Annotated in this window: 14 protein-coding genes and 1 tRNA gene; 13 read left to right on the top strand and 2 right to left on the bottom strand. The window is 57.4% G+C overall.

Features of this window, described 5'->3' with window-relative positions; genetic code table 11:
- The first annotated feature begins 244 nt into the window (after positions 1 to 244).
- The 10 genes from HY010_10055 to HY010_10010 all read left to right on the top strand — a co-directional run bounded on the left by HY010_10055 (position 245) and on the right by HY010_10010 (position 14,582).
- Positions 245 to 1,225: a DmsE family decaheme c-type cytochrome gene (locus HY010_10055; protein MBI3476065.1), complete on the top strand. Its 981-nt coding sequence runs from the start codon at positions 245 to 247 to the stop codon at positions 1,223 to 1,225.
- A 13-nt stretch (positions 1,226 to 1,238) separates the two neighbouring features.
- On the top strand, positions 1,239 to 3,710 hold the full coding sequence (locus tag HY010_10050) for a hypothetical protein (GenBank protein ID MBI3476064.1): 2,472 nt from the start codon (positions 1,239 to 1,241) through the stop codon (positions 3,708 to 3,710).
- A 133-nt stretch (positions 3,711 to 3,843) separates the two neighbouring features.
- Positions 3,844 to 3,920, top strand: a tRNA-Arg gene (locus tag HY010_10045).
- Between the two features lie 304 nt (positions 3,921 to 4,224).
- On the top strand, positions 4,225 to 4,824 hold the full coding sequence (locus HY010_10040; GenBank protein ID MBI3476063.1) for a sigma-70 family RNA polymerase sigma factor: 600 nt from the start codon (positions 4,225 to 4,227) through the stop codon (positions 4,822 to 4,824).
- A gap of 6 nt (positions 4,825 to 4,830) precedes the next feature.
- On the top strand, positions 4,831 to 7,584 hold the full coding sequence (locus HY010_10035) for a protein kinase (GenBank protein ID MBI3476062.1): 2,754 nt from the start codon (positions 4,831 to 4,833) through the stop codon (positions 7,582 to 7,584).
- A gap of 136 nt (positions 7,585 to 7,720) precedes the next feature.
- Entirely contained in the window at positions 7,721 to 8,614 is an 894-nt protein-coding gene (locus HY010_10030) for a hypothetical protein (protein ID MBI3476061.1), read from the top strand.
- A gap of 32 nt (positions 8,615 to 8,646) precedes the next feature.
- The gene (locus HY010_10025) at positions 8,647 to 9,564 is read left to right on the top strand and encodes a hypothetical protein (protein ID MBI3476060.1); all 918 of its coding nucleotides are present in this window, start codon (positions 8,647 to 8,649) and stop codon (positions 9,562 to 9,564) included.
- Positions 9,565 to 9,726: 162 nt separating this feature from the next.
- Positions 9,727 to 10,626, top strand: coding sequence for a hypothetical protein (locus HY010_10020; protein ID MBI3476059.1), 900 nt, complete (start codon positions 9,727 to 9,729; stop codon positions 10,624 to 10,626).
- Between the two features lie 97 nt (positions 10,627 to 10,723).
- The gene (locus tag HY010_10015) at positions 10,724 to 11,608 is read left to right on the top strand and encodes a PQQ-like beta-propeller repeat protein (GenBank protein MBI3476058.1); all 885 of its coding nucleotides are present in this window, start codon (positions 10,724 to 10,726) and stop codon (positions 11,606 to 11,608) included.
- 526 nt (positions 11,609 to 12,134) lie between these two features.
- On the top strand, positions 12,135 to 14,582 hold the full coding sequence (locus HY010_10010) for an SBBP repeat-containing protein (GenBank protein MBI3476057.1): 2,448 nt from the start codon (positions 12,135 to 12,137) through the stop codon (positions 14,580 to 14,582).
- Positions 14,583 to 14,748: 166 nt separating this feature from the next.
- Here HY010_10010 and HY010_10005 read toward each other — a convergent pair whose 3' ends face one another.
- Positions 14,749 to 15,078, bottom strand: coding sequence for a hypothetical protein (locus tag HY010_10005; GenBank protein ID MBI3476056.1), 330 nt, complete (start codon positions 15,076 to 15,078; stop codon positions 14,749 to 14,751).
- 193 nt (positions 15,079 to 15,271) lie between these two features.
- On the opposite strand from HY010_10005, the gene HY010_10000 reads away from it, so the two are divergent.
- From HY010_10000 to HY010_09990, 3 genes are all read left to right on the top strand, one after another.
- Positions 15,272 to 15,649: a helix-turn-helix transcriptional regulator gene (locus tag HY010_10000; GenBank protein ID MBI3476055.1), complete on the top strand. Its 378-nt coding sequence runs from the start codon at positions 15,272 to 15,274 to the stop codon at positions 15,647 to 15,649.
- The gene (locus HY010_09995) at positions 15,639 to 16,388 is read left to right on the top strand and encodes a hypothetical protein (GenBank protein MBI3476054.1); all 750 of its coding nucleotides are present in this window, start codon (positions 15,639 to 15,641) and stop codon (positions 16,386 to 16,388) included. Before HY010_10000 ends, HY010_09995 begins: the two co-directional genes overlap by 11 nt.
- 439 nt (positions 16,389 to 16,827) lie before the next feature.
- Entirely contained in the window at positions 16,828 to 18,012 is a 1,185-nt protein-coding gene (locus HY010_09990; GenBank protein MBI3476053.1) for a hypothetical protein, read from the top strand.
- 297 nt (positions 18,013 to 18,309) lie between these two features.
- On the opposite strand, the gene HY010_09985 is transcribed toward HY010_09990, so the two are convergent.
- Complete coding sequence (locus tag HY010_09985) at positions 18,310 to 20,232, bottom strand: winged helix-turn-helix domain-containing protein (GenBank protein ID MBI3476052.1); 1,923 nt, start codon at positions 20,230 to 20,232, stop codon at positions 18,310 to 18,312.
- Positions 20,233 to 20,281: the final 49 nt, after the last annotated feature.

The following is a 20,281-nucleotide window of genomic DNA, read 5'->3' as shown; positions in this document are numbered from 1 at the left end:
AGGAACTCTTATTTTCTTGTTTTGACACTGCCACGGACCTTTGTGCACGGGCCGTGCCCATCTGGTCATTGCTTCGCATGCCTTTTCGTCGTATTTTGCGAGCGAGGGATCAAGAATGTTTACTCACATGATTTGTCACAAAAGTCGGGTGAGTAAGCTCACATACAAAGCGGATAACTGTGTTAATGATGGGTGCACCAACTTACGAGTAGTTCCAGGTAGGTCGTCTTGGACGGGGGACTCAATGCGAAAGACGCGATTTCAGCATACGGTCGCACTCATAACTACGCTCCTCGTGGCCGTCATTTTGGCCATGCCGGGCGCTGCCGCCAGCGGGCAGACAGGCAAAGACAAAAATAAGGGCAAGCAGTCCGAGTATCAACCTGTGACCGACCCCTCACAATATGTGGGCGCGGAAGTCTGCAAGACCTGCCATGAGGACACGCCCACCAAGGGCTTCTATAAGAACTTCGAGGAATCCCGCCATTTTGTTACGACTCTCGATACGAAAAAGGGTCCGGAGTGGCATGGATGCGAGTCCTGCCATGGGCCGGGCAAGGAACACGTCGATGGCGGCGGGGATAAGGCGAAGATCTTCGCCTTCAAGGATGCGTCCGCGAAAGAAATCAGCGCGCGCTGTCTGACCTGCCATGACTATGGGGAAGAGCACAGTAATTTCGCGCGCTCGGCGCACCTGCAGAACAATGTGAGTTGCATCGATTGCCATTCTCCGCATCACGCTAAAGAAGGACAGTTCCTGATGAAGGAGAAGGCGCCGCAACTGTGCTACGGCTGCCATCAGGAAGTGAAACAGCAGTTCAACCGTCCGTTCCGCCACAAAGTAAACGAAGGGTTGGTGCAGTGCAATGACTGCCACAATCCACATGGCGGCTTCCTGAATCGCGCGTTGCGGGCCACGTCCGCGCAGGACACGGGTTGCTTCAAATGCCACAGTGACAAGGCCGGGCCATTTGTCTACGAGCATGCGGCGGTAAAGGTTGAAGGCTGCGTGGGCTGCCACACGCCGCACGGGTCATCGAACCCGCGACTGCTGAACCGCGCTCATGTGAATTTGCTTTGTCTGGATTGTCACTCGTTCTCGGCGGACGAGGGATCGCCGGCGATTCCGACGTTCCACAACCAGGCGCAGAAATATCAGGCATGCACGTTGTGCCACACGGCCATTCATGGATCGAACAGCAGTCAGGTGTTCTTCACTCCGTAGAGGAGAGGTTGCCATGCCAATATCGGAAGCAGGACAAAAATCCACGAGAAAAACTCCAGCCCTCCTCGCACGCCCATTCGCGTGGGCAGTACTGCTGGCAATCCTCGCCTCGACTGCATTTGCGCAACAGGATGAAGAACAGAAAGGCGTGGAGCAGGATAGCTACAATATCAAGCAGTCGATTGAATTCGGCGGACGGATCACGAGCACTTCGGGCGATCCGGGATCCTATGGCACGATCGTGAACCTGCGGGATGGAATCCGGCTGTTTGGTTTTACGACGGAAATGCGTTCCCTGAACCATCATGGGACGCTGTTCGACAACCTGTATTTCAATAACTACGGCTATGGCGGAGACCCGAATGACGTCTCGCGCCTGCGGATCGGGAAGAATCGCTGGTACAACTTTGAAGCTAGTTTCCGGAAGGATCAGAATGTCTGGAACTACTCGTTGCAGGCGAACCCGCTCAATCCAACCACGCCTTTTGCCAATGGTCCCACCGGATTCGGAGGCGTAGCCTGCACGGCGTGCGTGTTGGCGAATTCACCGCACCTGCAGGACACGCGAAGAAAGCTCGGCGACTACAACCTCTTACTCCGCCCCGAAAGCAATATTCGCTTCCGGCTGGGGTATGCGCGGAATACTGTGGAAGGGCCTGCGCTCTCGGCGATTCACCAGGGTACGGAACAGATGTTGCTGCAGGAATGGCGCACCACTGTGAACACGTATCGCGCCGGAATTGACGTCCGGGTTCTGCCGCGCACCAACATCAGTTACGACCAGATCTTCACCTTCAACAAGGGAGACTCGGTACAAACCGATCCCTTTCAGAATCCGCTGTTCCTGTTGTCGAATGGACAACCCGTCGACCTGGGCTTCTCGCTCAATGCAGGCGCAAACCAGCCTTGCGGATCAACTTTTGCGGTGGGAACAAGTTTCGTCAATCCTGCTTGCAGTGCCTATTTCAGCTATCTGGATCACGGACGAACGCGAACCAATATCCCGACCGAACAGTTGAGTCTGCAGACGAACTACTGGAAGGCGTGGGATCTGTCGGCACGGATGAGTTATTCGGGTGGGGACACGGATGTCACGGACTATGTGCAGTCGATGTTCGGCAGGGAATCGCGGACGAACCTGCGGAACGGATTGACCACGGGGCCGGTCCATGGCCGGCATGTCACGGCGAGCGGAGATTTTGGTGCAACCTGGCACATCACGAAGCAGCTCAGTTTCATCGATTCCTTCCACTATTCGAACTGGCACAATCCGGTAAGTTTTACGTCGACCGCATGTTCGTTTTTCAGTGCGAACCTGCTGACTCCGGCGAACGTCTTCACGCCCACTGCAACTCTTCCTGCACCTTGTACGGCGCCCGGTGACGGGACGTTGGGCACTCCAGTACACAGCACCAGTTCCGGTGCGGACGTCGCCGTGGTGCTGAACAACAAACTCCTGAAGCAGGACGAAAAGACAAATCTGGCAGAGCTGGAATATCAGTTCTCGCCCAAAATCGGCACTCGCCTGGGCTATCGTTTTCGTCATCGGGCGATTGCGGATGGACTCTTTACGACCACGAGTGCGATTTATTTTCCCAGTAATGCCGCGCGTGGCGCCTGCGCGCTGGTGGCGGGAATCCTGCCGGACGGCTGTACCCAGAATCTGGACGGATCGATCTCGTTTGTGGATCCTGGATCGAACGATACCGCTGAGACGCTGATTTCCGAACACGCCATCGTGTTCGGAATCTGGGTGCGCCCCAATCGCAACTTCCGCGTCAGCTTTGACACCGAACTCATGAGCGCGGATGGTGCTTTTACGCGCATCAGCCCGCGACAATTGCAGGAGTACCGGCTGCGATCCAAGTACAAAGTGAAAGAGTGGCTCAACCTGAATGGGTCGGTAACGATCTTTGAAGGGCGCAACAATGTGTTCGAGATTAACGATCTCCATCACAACCGGGCCTACGGGTTTGGGGCGAGCATCCAGCCGAATGACAAGTGGGGGATGGAAATTGGTTACGAATACAACGATGTCTTCTCGCAACTTCTGATCTGCTACATCAGCGTTGCCAATGGGCAACCGGGACCGGGCATTCAAGCGTGTCCGGATGTTCCGGGACTGGTGCAGCAACTTTCGACCTACACCAACAAGTCGCACTATGGATACTTCGACATCACGGTCACACCGATTCGCCGAGTGACGGCCAGGCTGGGCGCGAACCTGACTGGGACGAGCGGCAACGAACTGCGTCTCGATCCGCAGGCATTGATTCCGAGTGCGGTCAGCGGACCTCTGGACTCGAAATATCTCCATCCTTATGGAGGAATCGACTACCGGATTGCGAAATCGTGGACCGGGAAGGCATATTGGGACTACTACGGCTATCACGAAGATCCGACGGCAGGAGCGGTGCAGGACTCGTTTGCGCCGCGGAACTTCCGCGGAAACCTGGTGACACTTTCAGTGCGGTACGCGTTCTAAAGCTTCTCGGCTCCCGGCCATCCGCTCTCGGTGAAGACATTTCGACTGAAAGCTAAGAGCTGACACCGAGAGCCGGGAATGTGGCGGAAATCTTTTCGTATCCGTTATAATCGAACTCATCGCGCAATCGCGCGCGCCCTTAGCTCAGCTGGATAGAGCGTCTGGCTACGAACCAGAAGGTCGGGAGTTCGAATCTCTCAGGGCGCACCATTTATCCTCTTCCATCGTTCAACGAGTGACGCTGTCGGGAAAGGTCACGTTGGGCAATACCAGAAGGTCTGCTTCTTCACCCGAATTGCCGCAGGAGTGGTCTGCCATCCGGGAGTGGGTCATGTTGTGTCCGCTTCCAGAAACATTACCACGAAGGTCACGATGGGTCGCACGAAGTATCACGAAGGCTTTGGGCCAAGACTTCCTTCGTGATACTTCGTGCGAAACTTCGTGACCTTCGTGGTAAATAGAGCCACTACCTGCCGTCCAGGTTTGTTGACTATCCGTAGGAAATGCGAGACTCTTGTCCGCAGGTTTGAAAGTGCTTGACGGGGATGTGGAACCTACCATTTCGTCGCTGATCGGGGCGGTCGAGCGAGGGGATCGGACCGCTTCCGAGCGGCTTTTTGGGGTCCTTTATGCTGAGTTGCACCGTACCGCCAAGCGTGAACTCGCTCGCCGGAGTGGGGCGGTAAGCCTCAGTGCGACCACGTTGCTGCACGAAGCCTACCTGGCGATGTCTTCCCGCGGCGATCCCAAGTTCCCCGACGAGCTTCGTTTCATGGGCTACGCTGCCCGCGTGATGCGGAGACTCATCATCGACCACGTCCGGGAGCGGCATGCCCAAAAACGGGGCGGCATGTTCGAAATCACTTCGCTGGACACCGATGCCCTCGAGAACGCAGTCAACCACGTTCAACTCACCGAAATCAGTGAGGCTCTGGACGAGCTAGGCAAAATCGAGCCTGCGCTTGCCGAGATCATCGACCTGAAGTTTTTCTGCGGCCTTTCTTTTGGCGAGATTGCCGCCATGCGGGATGTATCCGAACGCACGGTACAGCGAAATTGGGAGAGGGCACGACTCTACCTCCACCGCAAACTTCGCTCTGATCTATTGGTCTGAAGCCCTATGTCCACACTCAGTCCCGAGCAGTGGCAGGCTCTTCGCCCGTACATTGAGCAGGCGCTCGATATGAGCGATGACGAGCGCGGCGCGTGGCTCTCGTCGATCCGCGCTCAGAATCCGGAATTGGCCGGCCAGCTGACTTCGCTTCTGGAGGAGCACCAGGAGCTGGCGCAGGCAGGTTTCCTGGAAGGCAGTCTCACGCTGCCAGCAAGCGCTCCCGGACTCGCCGGACAAGTCGTCGGCCCTTACACGCTCATCTCGTTGCTTGGCCAGGGCGGAATGGGAAGCGTCTGGCTGGGCGAGCGCACCGACGGCCGCTTCGCGCGGCGAGTGGCAGTGAAGTTTCTGAACGTCGCGCTGCTGGGCCAGGGAGGCGAAGAGCGGTTCAAGCGGGAAGGCCGCATTCTGGGACGGCTGTCGCATCCTCATATCGCCGAACTCGTGGATGCGGGGGTATCGACTACTGGCTCTCCGTATCTGGTCCTGGAGCATGTCGAGGGCGACCACATCGACCAATACTGCGACCAGCATCGGCTCGATGTGACGGCGCGGCTTCGACTCTTCCTCGACGTCGCCGCGGCGGTCGCGCATGCCCACTCCAACCTGATCGTGCATCGTGACCTTAAGCCCTCGAATGTGCTCGTGAGCAAAGACGGACAGGTGAAGTTGCTGGACTTCGGCATCGCGAAACTGCTGGAAGGGGATGGCCAGGATGGAGAAGCCACCCTGTTGACCGTGCAAGGCGGACGAGCGATGACGCCCGAGTATGCCGCGCCCGAGCAAGTGACGGGAGCGCCGGTCACCACCGCAACCGACGTGTATACGCTGGGCGTGTTGCTCTACGTCTTACTCACCGGACAGCATCCTACGGGACGCGGTCCGCGCTCTGCCGCCGACCTGGTGAAAGCGATCGTGGACTCCGACCCTCAGCGTCTGTCCGACATCGTGACGTCTCCAAAGGTGAATGGCGAGACCACAACCGGCAACGCCACGCGCCGCACATCGACCCCCGACAGACTTCGGCGGCTGCTTCGCGGAGACCTTGACACCGTCGTGGCGAAAGCGCTGAAGAAAAATCCGCAGGAGCGCTACAGCTCTGTGGCGGCATTTGCTGATGATCTGGGCCGCTATCTCAAGCATGAACCCATCAGCGCGCGGCCAGACACGATCGTGTATCGTGCTGCAAAATTTGTCCGTCGCCATCGGACGGCAGTTGCATTGACTGTGCTCGCAGTCTTGGCCACGGTCGCGGGGATGGTCGGAACGTTGATCCAGGCTCGGGCCGCTCGAGTGCAACGCGACTTCGCTCTGCGTCAGCTATCGCGAGCGGAAGCTATCAACGATCTCAACTTTTTTATCCTCACCCAATCGCCCGTCTCCGTAGAAAATTTTGATCTCGCGCGTGAAGTCCTCGGACGCCAGCAAGGAATCAGCGTCGCGAGCCGAGTGCAAGTTCTGATTGCCTTGGGCAGTCAGATCGAGCTTCGGCAAGGAGGCGACCGAGGCACCCAAGTCCTGGAGGAAGCTTACCGGGTCTCGCGCCAGGAGAATGAACCGTCCACTCGCGCCAACGCCGCCTGTGCGCTGGCGGAAGCGCTTTCCGGGGGCGAGCAACTGCCACGAGCGGGCGAGTTGATCCGCGAGGGGCTGAACACACTTCCCGACGAACCGCAATACGCCTTGGATCGAGCGTTTTGCCTGGTCGCCGGGGGAGCCGTCTCCCGGGCCAACGGTCTGCCAACCGAAGCCATCGATCGATTGCAGCGTGCTCAGCAATCGTTAAGAGTGGCGCCCCCGCATTCGCAAATGCTCGATCTACGGGCATCGATGTCCCTGGCCGATTCGTTCCGGCAGATCGGCCGCCATCGCGACGCTTGTACTTACTACGAGCAGACTGCCTCACGCCTCAAGGAACTCGGGCAGGACAAATTGGGATTGGCCGGGTCCACGTATTACAAATGGGGGCAGTCTCTGCTTGCACTCGGACGTCCTTTGGAAGCCGAGAAACTGATCCATCGGGCCATCATGGTTTTCAGTGACGGCGAAGACGATCCCGATGTCGTACCCTGGCAGTTGGTCGCCCATGCGCGCGCCCTGCGCGACCTCGGCCACCTCGATCAAGCCGACGAACAGGCGCGTCGCGGCTACGTTAAATCCCTGAAGGGCGGCGACCCGATCGGAGCCGATCAGGCCCGCCTGATCGGCGTTTCAATCGCGCGAATCCGCGGCAACCCAGGCGAAGCGAAAAAGCTGTTGGCTGAACTACAACCCCGGTTGCGCACCCTACCGCCTGGAGATGTTTTCGCAGCTTCGTTTCTGGCGGAGAGCGCCCTGATCGAGCAGGCGCAGGGCGATTTGCCCGCGGCTCTGGATTCGATCAATCGTTCGGTGGCGATAGCCGAAGCCTCCGTGAGAGCCGGCAAGAAAGGCGCCGATCTGATCCCGATTTTCCTAACCTACCGATCGAACATGGAGCGCCCCCTCGGCCGGACGGCCGAAGCGGTTACGGACGCAAAACTGGCTTTGGACCAACTCCAGCGCGACGCGCAACCCGGTACATTCTCCTGCGACATCGGGCGCGCGTACCTGGCCCTGGGGTTGGCCCATCTGGCCAAGGACAAAGGAAAAACCAAAGCCGACGACAGCGTCCTCGCATTGCGATCCGCATCCACGCACCTCGAGAACACGCTGGGCCCCGACCACCCCGATACCCGCAGTGCCCGCCAGCTCGCGGGCCTCGACGCTGCCAGACCATGAACGCCCCTAATATTTCCTGAATTCTCCTGTCGTAGTTTGCGCGCGGCTTCCGTTTATCCCAAGTAGAGTCCGTTGTGGACGCCCCCCGCCACTACGGAATGGTCCAAAGGAGACCACCTTGGAAAATCAACCAGGAATGTCATTCGTTAAAATCCTTGCCCTCATTTTAGGAATGGTTTGTGCCCAAACCGCTCCTTCACAAACATTCAAAAAGGTTGCTGTAAAGGGAGGGGCACCGATCGTGCAGGTCTCGGCTGGCGGATCAAGCGTATGGGCACTCGCCAGCAACGGGCACCCTTACTTCTATAAAGGCGGTCAATTCGTCATGGCGCAGAACCTGGCTCTGACACAGATCGCGGCTGGGGGCGGCAGTCTGTCTCAACCAGATGCGGTGTGGGGGATCAATGCGGCTGGCGCCGTTTACAGCGCAACTCTTACGGGAACAAAGTGGGTCTTCTCGCAGATGCCGGGTGTTCTGGACTTCATCGCCGTGGGCATCGGTTACCACGATAGCTGCCACCCTTACGAAGTATGGGGACTCAACACAGCGGCCTTCATCTACCGGTACAACTACTGCCTCCAGAATTGGGAGCAGGCGCCTGGAACCCTCGGCACGATAGCGGTAGGCGGTGGCGAAGTTTGGGGAATTGGCGGCGGCCTACCCTTTGTATTCAATTTTTCGACCCTCAGTTTCGACCAGGCATTCGTCCACGGCACGCTAAGCCAGATCTCTGTCGGTCCCAATGGGGCTTGGGCGACCGACGGCAGTAGGGTTTACGCATACGACAAGCTTTTGGGCGAATTCTTTAACCTGGGACCCGGTGTTCAGATTCAGGCGGGCGGGAACGGGGCCTGGGCAATCGATGGGTTCCATAGTGTTTTTCACTTCGATCCCTACACGCTGAATTTCGATCGAATCCCGCACATATTTTCGCGTTCATCTCCCCAGCTCTACAACATCAGCGTGGGCGGCGCTGGCGTGTGGGGAATCAATAGCTCCAACGAAATCTACAACTTTTCTACGCCCTAGGCCGCACTCGGGGATGGTCCAAGGAGACGACGATGAAAAACAAAATTCTCTCATTGCCCTTACTGGCTTTGGCTGTGGGGTTGATTTGCATTCAAGCCGCAACTGCGCAATCGTTCAAGCGAGTCCCCGTCAAAGGAAGCGTGCCAATCGTTCAGATCGCGGCTGGGGATTCGAGCGTCTGGGCACTCGCCAGTAATGGCCACCCGTACGTCTACAAGGGCGGTCAATTCGCCATGGCGAAGAACCTGGTCCTGACACAGATTGCGGCCGGCGGAGGCAGTTTGACTCAACCCGACGCGGTCTGGGGGATTAGTGCAGCAGGAAATGTCTACAGCGCTACTCTGACCGGAACAAAATGGGTTTTCTCATTGATGCCGGGTGTTCTCGATTTCATCGCCGTAGGCATCGGCTACGCCGACGACTGCCACCCATACGAAGTATGGGGACTCAACACAGCGGCCTTCATCTACCGGTACAACTACTGCCTCCAGAATTGGGAGCAGGCGCCTGGAACCCTGGGCACGATAGCGGTGGGCGGCGGCGAAGTTTGGGGAATTGGCGGCGGCCTACCCTTTGTATTCAATTTTTCGACTCTCAGTTTCGACCCGCCGCCGGACGCATCGAACCGTTCTTATGTGGACATCACAGTCGGCCCGTTTGGCGCATGGGCCAAGAGGTCATTTACAGGTGATCCAGACGTTTATTTGTATGACAAATTGTTGTTTGAATTCTCTCCTGAAGGTGACTACCTCGATCAGATCAAGGCGGGAGGGAACGGAGTCTGGGGCCTTGGTTCCGCCCATTCCAGCATTTTTATCTCTCACTTCGAGCCGAGTACGCTGAAATTCGTTGAGATTTCTCGCGAGAAGCTCACTTCCATCAGCGTTGGCAACAGCGGCGTTTGGGGGATCAACGGTTCCCACGAGGTCTATAGTTTTTCCACTCCCTAGCTAGAGGGCCCCAGTCTTCGATCTTTGGAGACTGGGGATTTTTCCCGCAGGACTCCCCCGTCATTGGAGCCCCATTGTCGTCTTTTCCCTAAGAGTTTCGTTTATCCCAGTAGAGCCTGATGTGGGGCTGGCCTCGTCGCCACGGAATAGTCAAGGAGACCCATGAAAAACAAAAACGCAAAATCATTGCTCACGATGTTTGCCCTGATTGCGGGAATCGTGTGCTCCCAATCTGCGCCCGCACAAACCTTCAAGCGCGTACTCGTCAAAGGGGGAGCCCCGCTCGCTCAAATCGCGTCGGGAGGCGCGAGCGTATGGGCGCGCGCCAGCAATGGGAAACCGTACATCCTTAAGGCCGGTAAGTTCGTCCTGGCGAACAATCTCTCTCTAACCCAACTCGCTGTCGGAGGAGGCAATGCGTTCCAGGCGGATGCGGTTTGGGGTCTGGATTCTTCCGGCAATATCTACACCGCGACCAAGAGCGGAACTTCCTGGGTCTTCTCACCAGCTCCAGGTGTTCTCGATTTCATCGCGGTAGGTCCTGGCTATCAAGACAGCTGCCACCCCTACGAAGTATGGGGACTCAACTCGGCGGCCCTGATCTACCGGTTTAACTATTGCATCGGGAACTGGGACTTTGTGCCCGGAACACTTGGCACACTTTCGGTGGGCAGCGGTGAGGCTTGGGGGCTGAACGGCAACGGCGACATCTTTCGGTTCGATTTTACGACTCTCGCCTTTCGCCAGGTTGCGGCACCGGCGACCTTTGACCAGATCACGGTGGGCACCAATGCCGTCTTCGTGAATAAATTCGGCGGGTACCCATTATTCGAGTTGACACGAGTCGGGCAGAACACCGTAGAAGGATCGCTGATTCAGATCCAAGCGGGCGGAGACGGAGTCTGGGGACTTGGTTCCTCCCAGCAGATCTTCCGCTTACAGCCGTTTGCGATTGGTTTTACCCAGATTCCGGGCGCACTCGTTTCCATCAGCGTGGGCAGCGGCGGCGGCGTCTGGGGGATTGACAGTACCGGGAAGGCCTACGCGTTCTCGACTCCGTAATCAGTGCGTCCCAGTTTCGACCTTCGGGGCTGGGGCTGTAGCTCGATAGTCAATTCGGCGGAAAAGTAGGAAATCTCATCTTTACAGGAGGTACGTCATGAAGCTTTCTCCATATTCACTGCTCTTCGTCCTGGTTTTGGGGATTGCGTGCGCTCCATCCGCGCCCGCACAAACCTTCAAGCACGTAAAAGTGAAAGGCGGAGCCGCGCTGGAGGACATCGCAGCGGGAGCTTCCAGCGTCTGGGCGCTTTCAAATACCGGGAACCCATATGTTCTCAAAGGAAAACAATTTGCTCTGGCGAACACCATCACGCTAAGGAGCATCGCTGTCGGGGGAGGCAATCTGAGTCAGGCGGACGAGGTTTGGGCGCTCGACTCCGCCGGCAAGGTCTACCGAGCCAGCAAGAGCGGGACCAGTTACGCTTTCTCGCAAGTGCCAGGCATTCTCGATTCGATTGCTGTCGGTCCCGGCTACCACGACAATTGCCATCCCTACGAAGTTTGGGGACTCGACGCCGCTACACAAATCTTTCGCTACAACTATTGCACAAAGGCTTTCGATCAGGCGCCGGGATTTCTCTCCAGCCTGGCCGTGGGCGGTGGCGACATGTGGGGGATTAACTCCAACGGGAAGATCTTCCGGTTCGACTTCGCGACCGGTGGTTTCGTTCAGTTGCCCGGGATCCTCACGCAGGTCGCGGTGGGTCCGAATGGTTCTTGGGGTCTCTTCAATACTCAGATTTACGAGTTCTACGACAACATCCAGGATTTCGGACAACTTTCCGGAATACTAAGCGAGATCCGCGCGGGCGGGAACGGAGTCTGGGGACTCAATGCCTCTGGCTCAATTTTTCGCCTGGATTCCAGTTCGATGACGTTTGTTCAGGTTCCCGGCACGCTCGCCCGGCTCAGTGTCGGCAGCGGAGCTGGCGTCTGGGGAATCAACGGCGGCAAGGAAGCCTACGGGTTCTCCACGCCGTAGGAGAGTGCGCCATGACGGCAGGGGCCCCCGCGCCAAGCTGACATTGAGTCGCTCCGGTGTTGCGGGCCCTTTCGGCGTGTTGGCCACTTAACGTGCGAGTGTCCCTCGTCTTGTTCCTTGAAACGTGGGTGTCTGCGCTCTTCCGGGAAATGTCGGGCCACAACAAACGCTCTCTAGTTTCCGTACGCCAGAAGGCTCGACCCAGAAATCCGCTCCCCGACGATACGCTGAAACGCAAATGCAACGTCGTTTTCTTGCTCCAGCCCAGTTCGTTTTTCGCCTTGGATCGAACTTCTCACGGCGATAGGTGACCCTTGTCACCGCCTTCCACCGGACTACCTCCTACAATTCTCCACTGGTCAAGTATCCACGTTGCACGGCCTCAGGATACCGTCACCCAGGAATCTCACCGAAGAAGACTGCGCGATGCTTAGTGCAACATTCCTCATCGAACAGCTTCCACCCCAACACCTAACCCGCATTGAGCGCAGGATCCCGGGTGGGCCAAGGTGATTCAGGAGGAATTATGAAGACAAGAGTTCTCTGCTTCTGCTGTCTGCTGCCGCTCTTGACCGGTGCTCACGGGCAGACCGTTGCTCCACCCGCTCACTCTGGGATGCCTGCTCAGAAAGTGCGCGTAGCAGAAGGTTACGGCAAGCTTCCGCTTGCCTTCGAGGCCAACCAGGGCCAGAGCGATCCGCAGGTGAAGTTCCTCACGCGGGGCGCGGGCTACAGTCTGTTTCTTACGTCCACCGAGGCGGTTCTGACTTTACGAAAAGCCTCTCAGCAAAAGCCCGTCTCGCCCACTGCGAAGTCTCTGCCTCCGCTCGAACAATCTGCCGTGCTCCACATGAAGCTGGCAGGTGCCAACTCCAAGACGGAAATGTCGGGGCAAGATGAATTGCCTGGCAAGAGCAACTATTTCGTGGGCGACGACCCGAAGAAGTGGCAAGCCAATGTCCGGCAGTATGCCAAGGTGCGTTATGAAAACGTCTACCCTGGAGTGGATCTGGTTTACTACGGCAATCAACGAGAGCTGGAATACGATTTCGTGCTTCAGCCTGGAATTGACCCGAGCGTGATACGACTCGGAATCGAAGGTGCGACAAAGCTCCGCCTTGAACAGGGCGATCTGGTGTTGAGCAGCGCAGCAGGCAACGTTCATCTGCGCCGTCCGCAAATCTATCAACAGGTGAATGGGGCGAGGCGCGAGATTCGCGGTGGCTATGTAATTAATAAGAACGAGGTGGGATTTCGCGTAGGTTCTTACGATCACCAGAGACAACTGATTATTGACCCCGTACTTGCCTATTCCACCTACCTGGGCGGGAGCGGAAGAGACTTTGGTACTGGCATCGCGGTTGACCTGGCAGGCAATGCCTACGTGACCGGATACACATACTCAACTGACTTTCCTACAGCCAATGTTATCCAAGCTACGAATCATGGGTCTGCGGATGCGTATGTGACGAAGATCAATGCCGACGGCAGCGCCCTCGTGTACTCCACCTATCTGGGCGGAAGTCGTGACGACTTCGGTTGGGGCGTCGCCGTGGACGCGGCAGGCAACGCCTACTTGACCGGCTACACGCGATCAACAGACTTCCCCGCGGCAAACCCCATTCAGCGCAAGGACGGCAGCGGTTACAATGCGTTTGTCACCAAGATCAATAGGGACGGTAATGCACTCGTCTATTCAACCTACCTTGGCGGAGGCGGAGACGACTTCGGTCATGGCATCGCTGTGGACGCGGCGGGCAATGCCTACGTGACCGGGTGGACGTACTCAACTGACTTTCCTACAACCAATTCCTTTCAAACAGGGAATCACGGGTCTGCGGATGCGTATGTGACAAAGATCAATGCGGACGGCAGTGACCTCGTGTACTCCACCTATCTAGGCGGATCCTCACACGACTACGGTAGCGCAATCGCAGTCGATGCGGCGGGCAACTACTACGTGATTGGAACGACATGCTCAACTGACTTTCCTACGGCCAATCCCATTCAAGCCACGAATCATGGGTGTTACGATGCGTTCATAACCAAGATCAATGCTGACGGCAGCACCCTCTCTTACTCCACCTACCTGGGTGGGAGCGGGGAAGAGTTGGGGCAGGCCATCGCTGTGGACGGGACAGGCAACGCCTACTTTACCGGGTACACCCGATCAACCAACTTTCCCACAGTGCGTGCCATCCAGTCGACGAACCACGGCGAGTATGAGGTGTTTGTCAGCAAGATCAATAGCGACGGTAGCGCCCTCGTGTACTCCACTTACTTGGGGGGAGCCGATTGGGACTTCGGTTCCGGCATCGCTGCGGATGCGGCAGGCAATGCCTACGTGACCGGGTATACATACTCAACGGACTTTCCTACGGCCAATGCTCTCCGGGCAGAGAACAGTGGCTTTGACGATGCATTTGTCGCCATGGTCAACGCCGCTGGTAGTGGCCTCGTGTACTCCACATACTTGGGCGGCAAGGGGTATGACTACGGTCAAAGCATTGCGGTGGACGCGATAGGCAATGCTTACGTAAGCGGGTCAGCGCAGGCTCACCACTCATTCCCCACGACTCTCTTAGCATTTCAACCGTCGTCGTCGGGCAGGGCTGCATTCATTACCAAAATTGCCTCCCAGACCTTTGTAAGCGTCTCCCCTTTGAAACTCACTTTTGGCAAGGCTGTGGTGGGTACGTCCAGCAAGCCGAAAAAGGTCACCTTGACTAACACAGGCACGGGCGTGCTGGCCATCAACCAAATCTATATCGCCGGCAAGGACACTGGCGATTTCACTCAAACGAGCGACTGTGAAGCTTCGATTGAACCCACGGCGAGTTGCACAATCTCGATTATTTTCACGCCCACAGCCGTGGGAAAGCGAATTGCGGTTCTGGTAATCAGCGATTCTGACCCAGCAAGCCCGCAGGCGGTTGCATTAAGCGGAAACGGAATTGTCGGCCTCAATCCTTGACAGGTTGACTCTTTGTCGGCGTGATGGCCGCCAGGCAACTCGGGCAAGGGAGTAGCCGGTATCACTGCGGCTGTGACCAACGATCCTTGCGAGTGGCACATTTCACAACCTGCCGCACCCAAGCGGGTCGTTGCGTCCCTAGTGGATCGCATCTGGCGGGCAGCGCTCACTGCTTTATGTATGGGGATGTAGCTGCCGAGCCCATTACAACTCTGAACCAGTGCCGCTCGACGTCCAACGAGTCAACTCCCGCAGTCACCGTTCTCCAATCGCTTCTTAGATGACCAAAGCCATCGGCCACGGTCATGCTGCCATAAAGGTGCGCCCGTGATTCTTTAGGATCGAAATCCCAAGTTCCGCGAATCGTCATGGGCTGTTCTTGCTGTATCGCGACACGTTGGACAAAAGTCCCGTCCGCGTTCAAGGTAATCGTTTCGATTCCAAATGGATGCGATGCAACGTAAGTACCAACCATCGTTTCAGCAGGCACTCTCATGGAGCATCCTGCCAAGATCACCATAACCACGAAGGCAACTAGAGACCGAACGCCACTATCCATCAGTCGCTCCCCACTTTCTTTGCGGTCACTCGTACTTCATAACATATTGCGGATGCACGAAGTAGTCCTTAGGTATTCACTCACTCAGCCTGGGCTTGCCATATATCCGCAACGGATATAGTATCGGAGCATGGCGAAGAAGAGCGTGGTGCGAGATCCGCTGACTCCCGCAGTGCTGCACATCCTGCTGGCGCTTTCGACTGGGGAGCGGCACGGGTACGGGATCATGAAACAGGTGCAGGCGGACTCGCAGGGCAAGGCAAAGATGGGCCCGGGGACGCTCTATGGCTCGATGGGGCGGATGATGGAGGCCGGGCTGATCCGGGAAAGCGATAAGCGGGTCGATCCGGAGATGGACGACGAGCGGCGAATTTATTACGAGCTTACAGGGGCGGGGCGGGCGGCACTGGAAGCGGAGCTGAATCGGTATCGCAGCGTGGTGGCGGTGGCGAAAGCGCGCTTGGCGAAAGAAAACTTGTCGACAGAAAGCCTGGCGCATGGCCGCTAACGGCGCAGTCCGCCGCTATCAGACGTGGTATGCGATGCTGCTGCGGTTGTATCCGCGGCCTTTCCGCGAGCGGTTCGCCGAGGGAATGGTGCAGACATTTCACGACCTGTGCCGTGAGCGCGTGGACGCCAAGAGGGGACTAGCCGGGCTCGCGCTGTGGATCTTTTTCGAGACATCCGTGGGAATCGTCAGGGAGAACGCAACTCATATGCCGCAACTGGGTAAGACAATTCTGCGTGTCGCGCTGGGAGCGCTGGCTGCGTTGATGGTGCCGCTCGTGGCATCGCGGCTGGTACAGGGATGGAACTGGAGCGCGGGAAGTTTCGTGTTCGTGTATGTCCTGTTTTTCGCCACTGGGATGGTGTATGCGCTGATCGCGAGGAAGATGGGCGTGTGGTCGTACAAGGCAGGGGTCGGCTTGGCGCTGGTCACGGGGTTCGCCTTGGGGTGGTCCACCATGGTCCAGGTCGCGGACTCGGAACATCCGGAGAACCTGGCGTACCAAATCGTGCTCGTGGTGGGAATCATTGGGGCCTTGCTGGCGCGGCTGAAAGCGCGAGGGTTGGGTCGCACGTTGTTCGCGATGGCGGCGACGCTGGCGCTGATTACCGTGCTGCTGCCTTCGGGCGCGCCGCCCGACAGGGCGCGGGATATGGTCATCGGGCATTTTGTCTTCGTGGCGTTGTTCACCGCGTCCGGTCTGCTGTTCCGGCACGCGAGCTTGGCGGGAGTGAAGTAACACCGCGGCCGGATGCAAATCGCGACAGACTCGCAAACGGAGTGACGCCCGCTCCCCATTTCACGCTGAAACAACACATTGTGGAACAGGCGAGACGCCGCGAAAGAAGTTACATCCTAATGACAATGTCATGACGATGTTTTTACTTCAAAGTTCATTCGTGCACATCCAATCCTTAAGCGCTGAAGTCCCTCCCAATTCAGGCGACCTCTAATCGGGGATCGCTGGCGCCGAAAAAAAATGCGCGTAGTCGCTAGTTCCGCTCGCCATTTTTTATTTCGTATCACATTTGACCGGGGAACAACGACGGGCTGTTTGGCTCGCACACTCGTGGTGTGTGGTGTCCACAGCGGAGCTTTGCTCAATCGGAAAGGGAAGCAATCAAGATATTTCGTTCCAGCGCCCGCCTGTGCGGTCGCAGCAGACAAGGACAAAACTTATGAGAAAACGATACCTCACTCTTGTAGTACTTATCGGCTTTGCGTTGGCGATCCTGCCGACGCAGGCACAGACTTTCACCGCTCTCCATCAGTTCAACAACAATCAAACGGACGGGGCGTTCTCAGAGGGAGCAATTCTGCGGGATGCCGCCGGCAACCTTTATGGAACGACGACCAGCCCGGCAACTGTATTCAAGATCGACAACAAGGGTAAGGAATCGGTGCTCACTTTCTTGAACAACTCGGCGACCACTGGCGCGTTCCCCACAGGAACATTAATCCAGGATCAAGCCGGCAACCTGTACGGCGTTGCGGAAGGCGGACCAGGCGCCGGGGTCATCTATAAGATTTCTCCTCAGGGAGTTGAATCCATTGTGTTCGCCTTCTCCGGAGGGCTGAACGTCGACGTGCCCGAATTGCCGGCAGGCGGCGTCATCATGGACAGAACGGGAAACATCTTTGGCGCAGCTCAGTTTGGCAGCGATCAGAGTTGCCAACTTGGTTGCGGCAGCATCTTCGAACTGAGCACTACGGGCCACCTGCAATTGCTCCACAAATTCACGGGCGGTTCTGATGGCGCGAATCCGATTGGACCTCTCGTGCAGGATGCCGACGGAAATTTATTCGGCGTGACTCAGTCGGGCGGCGATTTCCTGTGCAAAGAGATTTTCTTGTTCGAGGGTGCGGGCTGCGGCGTGGTCTTCAAGCTCGACAAGAATCGAAACTTCTCCGTCCTACATACCTTCAAGGGCCGTAGCGATGGCGCAGTTCCGCAAGGCGGGCTGCTGCTGGATGCGGCGGGCAACTTGTTTGGCACGGCTTTCAAAGGTGGTAAGACCGAGCACGGAACGGTGTACAGAATCGCCAAAGATGGCACGTACACAATCCTCCACCGGTTTATCCAGCGCGAAGGACGGAACCCCAACGGTGGTCTGGTTGCAGACCCGGCCGGGAACCTTTATGGCACCGCGCAACAGGGCGGTATTCACAATCTCGGCACGGCATTTCAGCTTGCTGCCGACGGCAGCGTAAAGGTACTGCACGCGTTCGCGGGGCTTGAAGACGGAGCTGTCCCGTTCGCGGGACTGTTTCGGGACGGTGCGGGTCATCTCTACGGAACTACCGTGAAGAACTTCCTGATCCAGCAAGTGCAGGGCGGCAACGTATTTGAGATTACGCCCTAACGTTGTGAATTGGCTTCGATCCGGCCGGCCTCGGCAGGGGCCGGCTTTTTACTGGCAGTTTGCTGAAGAAGTGCAAACCCGCGACCTCGGGGCTGAACCGCTGCGCTACCCCGGGGCGGAAGTCGTTACTACTGCGGGAGTCATGTGGAACTGTCATCCTTACCTGGGCTGGGCGAAGGGGCGGCAGTCTCTGCGCACGAAGAGAAAGCAGATCCTTCGCTCGCCCTCGGCTTCGCCTCCGGGCGGCTCAGGATGACAGTTTCAGATGAAATCGCGTCTAGTAGGTCAGAGAAACTGTTAGGGGGTCGCAGGCGCCAACCCGACTCGACTTACTAAGTCGTGAAACCTTGGGTCGGACCGCAGTGAGTCCAATCTTGGATCGACATTGAGATAGACCATCCAGAAGGTGCGCTCCCGATAGGCCCGCTCCAGCCACTTGAAGGCCTCGTCGCGTTTCCCCAGAGCAGCATAGGCTTCCGCAATGTAGTACGACTCGGCCGGTTCGCGTGCCGGGGATTCGAGTTTTGCGAGGATATTGAACGCTTCACGACGCCGTCCGGAAGCGGCATAGAACCACGCTTCCAGTTCTTGAAAGGGCTGGGTTCCACCGCCGGCCAGTGCAGCGCCTTTGTGGAAGTAGGAGAGCGCGTCGTCCAGCCGGCGCATGTGCGCGTACGCGATGGCCACATAGAAATAGCCGCGGACAAACGTCGGGTCCATGTCAAGGACCTTGAGTTCCTGCTGCAGGGAGAGGTCGACGTGTCCAGTCCAGAAGTAAACGGACCCAACGTCGAGCCGGATAATCAGCGAAAGTGGATCGAGTTCCTGGGCGCGCTTGGCTTCGGCAATCGCTTCAGCGCCGCGGCCCATGGCGCTGAGAAAAATTGCGAACCAGTGGTGGGCAGTTGCATAGCCGGGATTCAGAGAAATGGCGCGGCGGAATTCGTGCTCCGCGTCCGCCCAGTTCCAATCGAGCTGAAATCGCACCCAAGCGAGAGAGGCATGAGCTTCGGCCGAATTGGCATCCAGTTCCAATGCTTTGAGCGATGCGATTTTCGCCTGGCCAAGTGCTTCGGTGGCGGGAATCGAGACGGAATCGCTAATCACGTTGTAGCAGTCCGCCAGGCCGGCATATGCCAGGGCAAAGTTGGGATCTCTACGGGTTGCGCTGCGAAAATATTCGATGGCTTGCGTCAAGCCTTCGGCATCTCTTCGGTTCCAATAGTAGCGGCCGCGGAGATAGAGTTCATACGCTTCCGGGTCGACACGGTGCAGGGATGACAGGCGCGACCGCTCGTCGGCAGTCAGTTCAAGGCGAACGCTGTCGGCAATAGCCTGCGCGACCTGACCTTGCATGATCAATGCATCGCCCAAATCCCGTTGATACATCTCAGCCCACAGGTGCCGGTCGTTCCGGGCTGCAATCAACTGAGCGGTGATGCGAACCTGGTTGCCCGCGCGAGTCACTGTACCCTCGACCACCGCGTCGACACCAAGTTCCCGTGCTACTTGCGGGATCGATTTGCGGGCGCCCTTGTATTGCATGACGGACGTACGCGACACAACCCGCAGAGAACTGATCTTCGCCAAGTCGGTGATCAGAGCGTCCGTCATTCCATCGGCAAAATAGGCTTGTTCCGGATCGTTCGAAAGATTTTCAAGCGGTAGAACTGCAATCGACTGAATGTTGCCGGCGCTGGTACCGAAGATGGCGTCCCGCCAGCCATGCACATTGAGCACTAGCGGTGTGGCGATCACGGCGATCAGGATGGCAGCGATCAGGACGGGAATGCGCCAGGCAGGACTGAGCCTGGGTTTCCGAGTATCGACAGACGCTGTCGACTGACCTGCTCCGCCAGGCTGTTCGGAGGTCGTCGATCGTGATTTGTGGTCCGCCGGAACGGATCGGACCTCGGCGACGAAGCGGTAGCCGCGCTTGGGAATATTCTCAATGCAGGCAACGCCGGCCAGACCCTCTTCCAGTACCTTCCTGAGAACCGAAATATTCCGCGTGAGGCTGCCTTCTTCTACGAACGTGTCGGGCCAAACGTGTTTGAGAAGCACATCCTTTTCGAGGATGCGGCCGTGGTTTTCGACCAGCAGAAGGAGCGTATCTAATGCCTTGGGCGCAAGGGGTACGACCTCGCCGTTACGGAAGAGCAGGCGTTGGTCAGGGTCGAGCCGGAATCCGAGAAATTCGTAGAAGTGGCTGGGCGACACAGGGTTAGCCCCTGGCAAAAAAGTGTAAGAACAATATCAGAGTTTTGTA

It is taken from the genome of Acidobacteriota bacterium, from assembly GCA_016196065.1.
In the GTDB taxonomy this organism is placed as follows: domain Bacteria; phylum Acidobacteriota; class Terriglobia; order Terriglobales; family Acidobacteriaceae; genus Acidiflorens.
The sequence above is the reverse complement of the archived record's forward strand: the minus strand, read 5'-3'. Positions and strand labels throughout refer to the sequence as shown.

Bases quoted from the DNA above. Each gene is read 5' to 3' on its own strand.
- HY010_10030 (MBI3476061.1), top strand. From the start codon at position 7,721: ATGTCATTCGTTAAAATCCTTGCCCTCATTTTAGGAATGGTTTGTGCC.
- HY010_10035 (MBI3476062.1), top strand. From the start codon at position 4,831: ATGTCCACACTCAGTCCCGAGCAGTGGCAGGCTCTTCGCCCGTACATT.
- HY010_10015 (MBI3476058.1), top strand. From the start codon at position 10,724: ATGAAGCTTTCTCCATATTCACTGCTCTTCGTCCTGGTTTTGGGGATT.
- HY010_10050 (MBI3476064.1), top strand. From the start codon at position 1,239: ATGCCAATATCGGAAGCAGGACAAAAATCCACGAGAAAAACTCCAGCC.
- HY010_10055 (MBI3476065.1), top strand. From the start codon at position 245: ATGCGAAAGACGCGATTTCAGCATACGGTCGCACTCATAACTACGCTC.
- HY010_10025 (MBI3476060.1), top strand. From the start codon at position 8,647: ATGAAAAACAAAATTCTCTCATTGCCCTTACTGGCTTTGGCTGTGGGG.
- HY010_09990 (MBI3476053.1), top strand. From the start codon at position 16,828: ATGAGAAAACGATACCTCACTCTTGTAGTACTTATCGGCTTTGCGTTG.
- HY010_10020 (MBI3476059.1), top strand. From the start codon at position 9,727: ATGAAAAACAAAAACGCAAAATCATTGCTCACGATGTTTGCCCTGATT.
- HY010_10005 (MBI3476056.1), bottom strand. From the start codon at position 15,078: ATGAGAGTGCCTGCTGAAACGATGGTTGGTACTTACGTTGCATCGCAT.
- HY010_09995 (MBI3476054.1), top strand. From the start codon at position 15,639: ATGGCCGCTAACGGCGCAGTCCGCCGCTATCAGACGTGGTATGCGATG.
- HY010_10000 (MBI3476055.1), top strand. From the start codon at position 15,272: ATGGCGAAGAAGAGCGTGGTGCGAGATCCGCTGACTCCCGCAGTGCTG.
- HY010_10010 (MBI3476057.1), top strand. From the start codon at position 12,135: ATGAAGACAAGAGTTCTCTGCTTCTGCTGTCTGCTGCCGCTCTTGACC.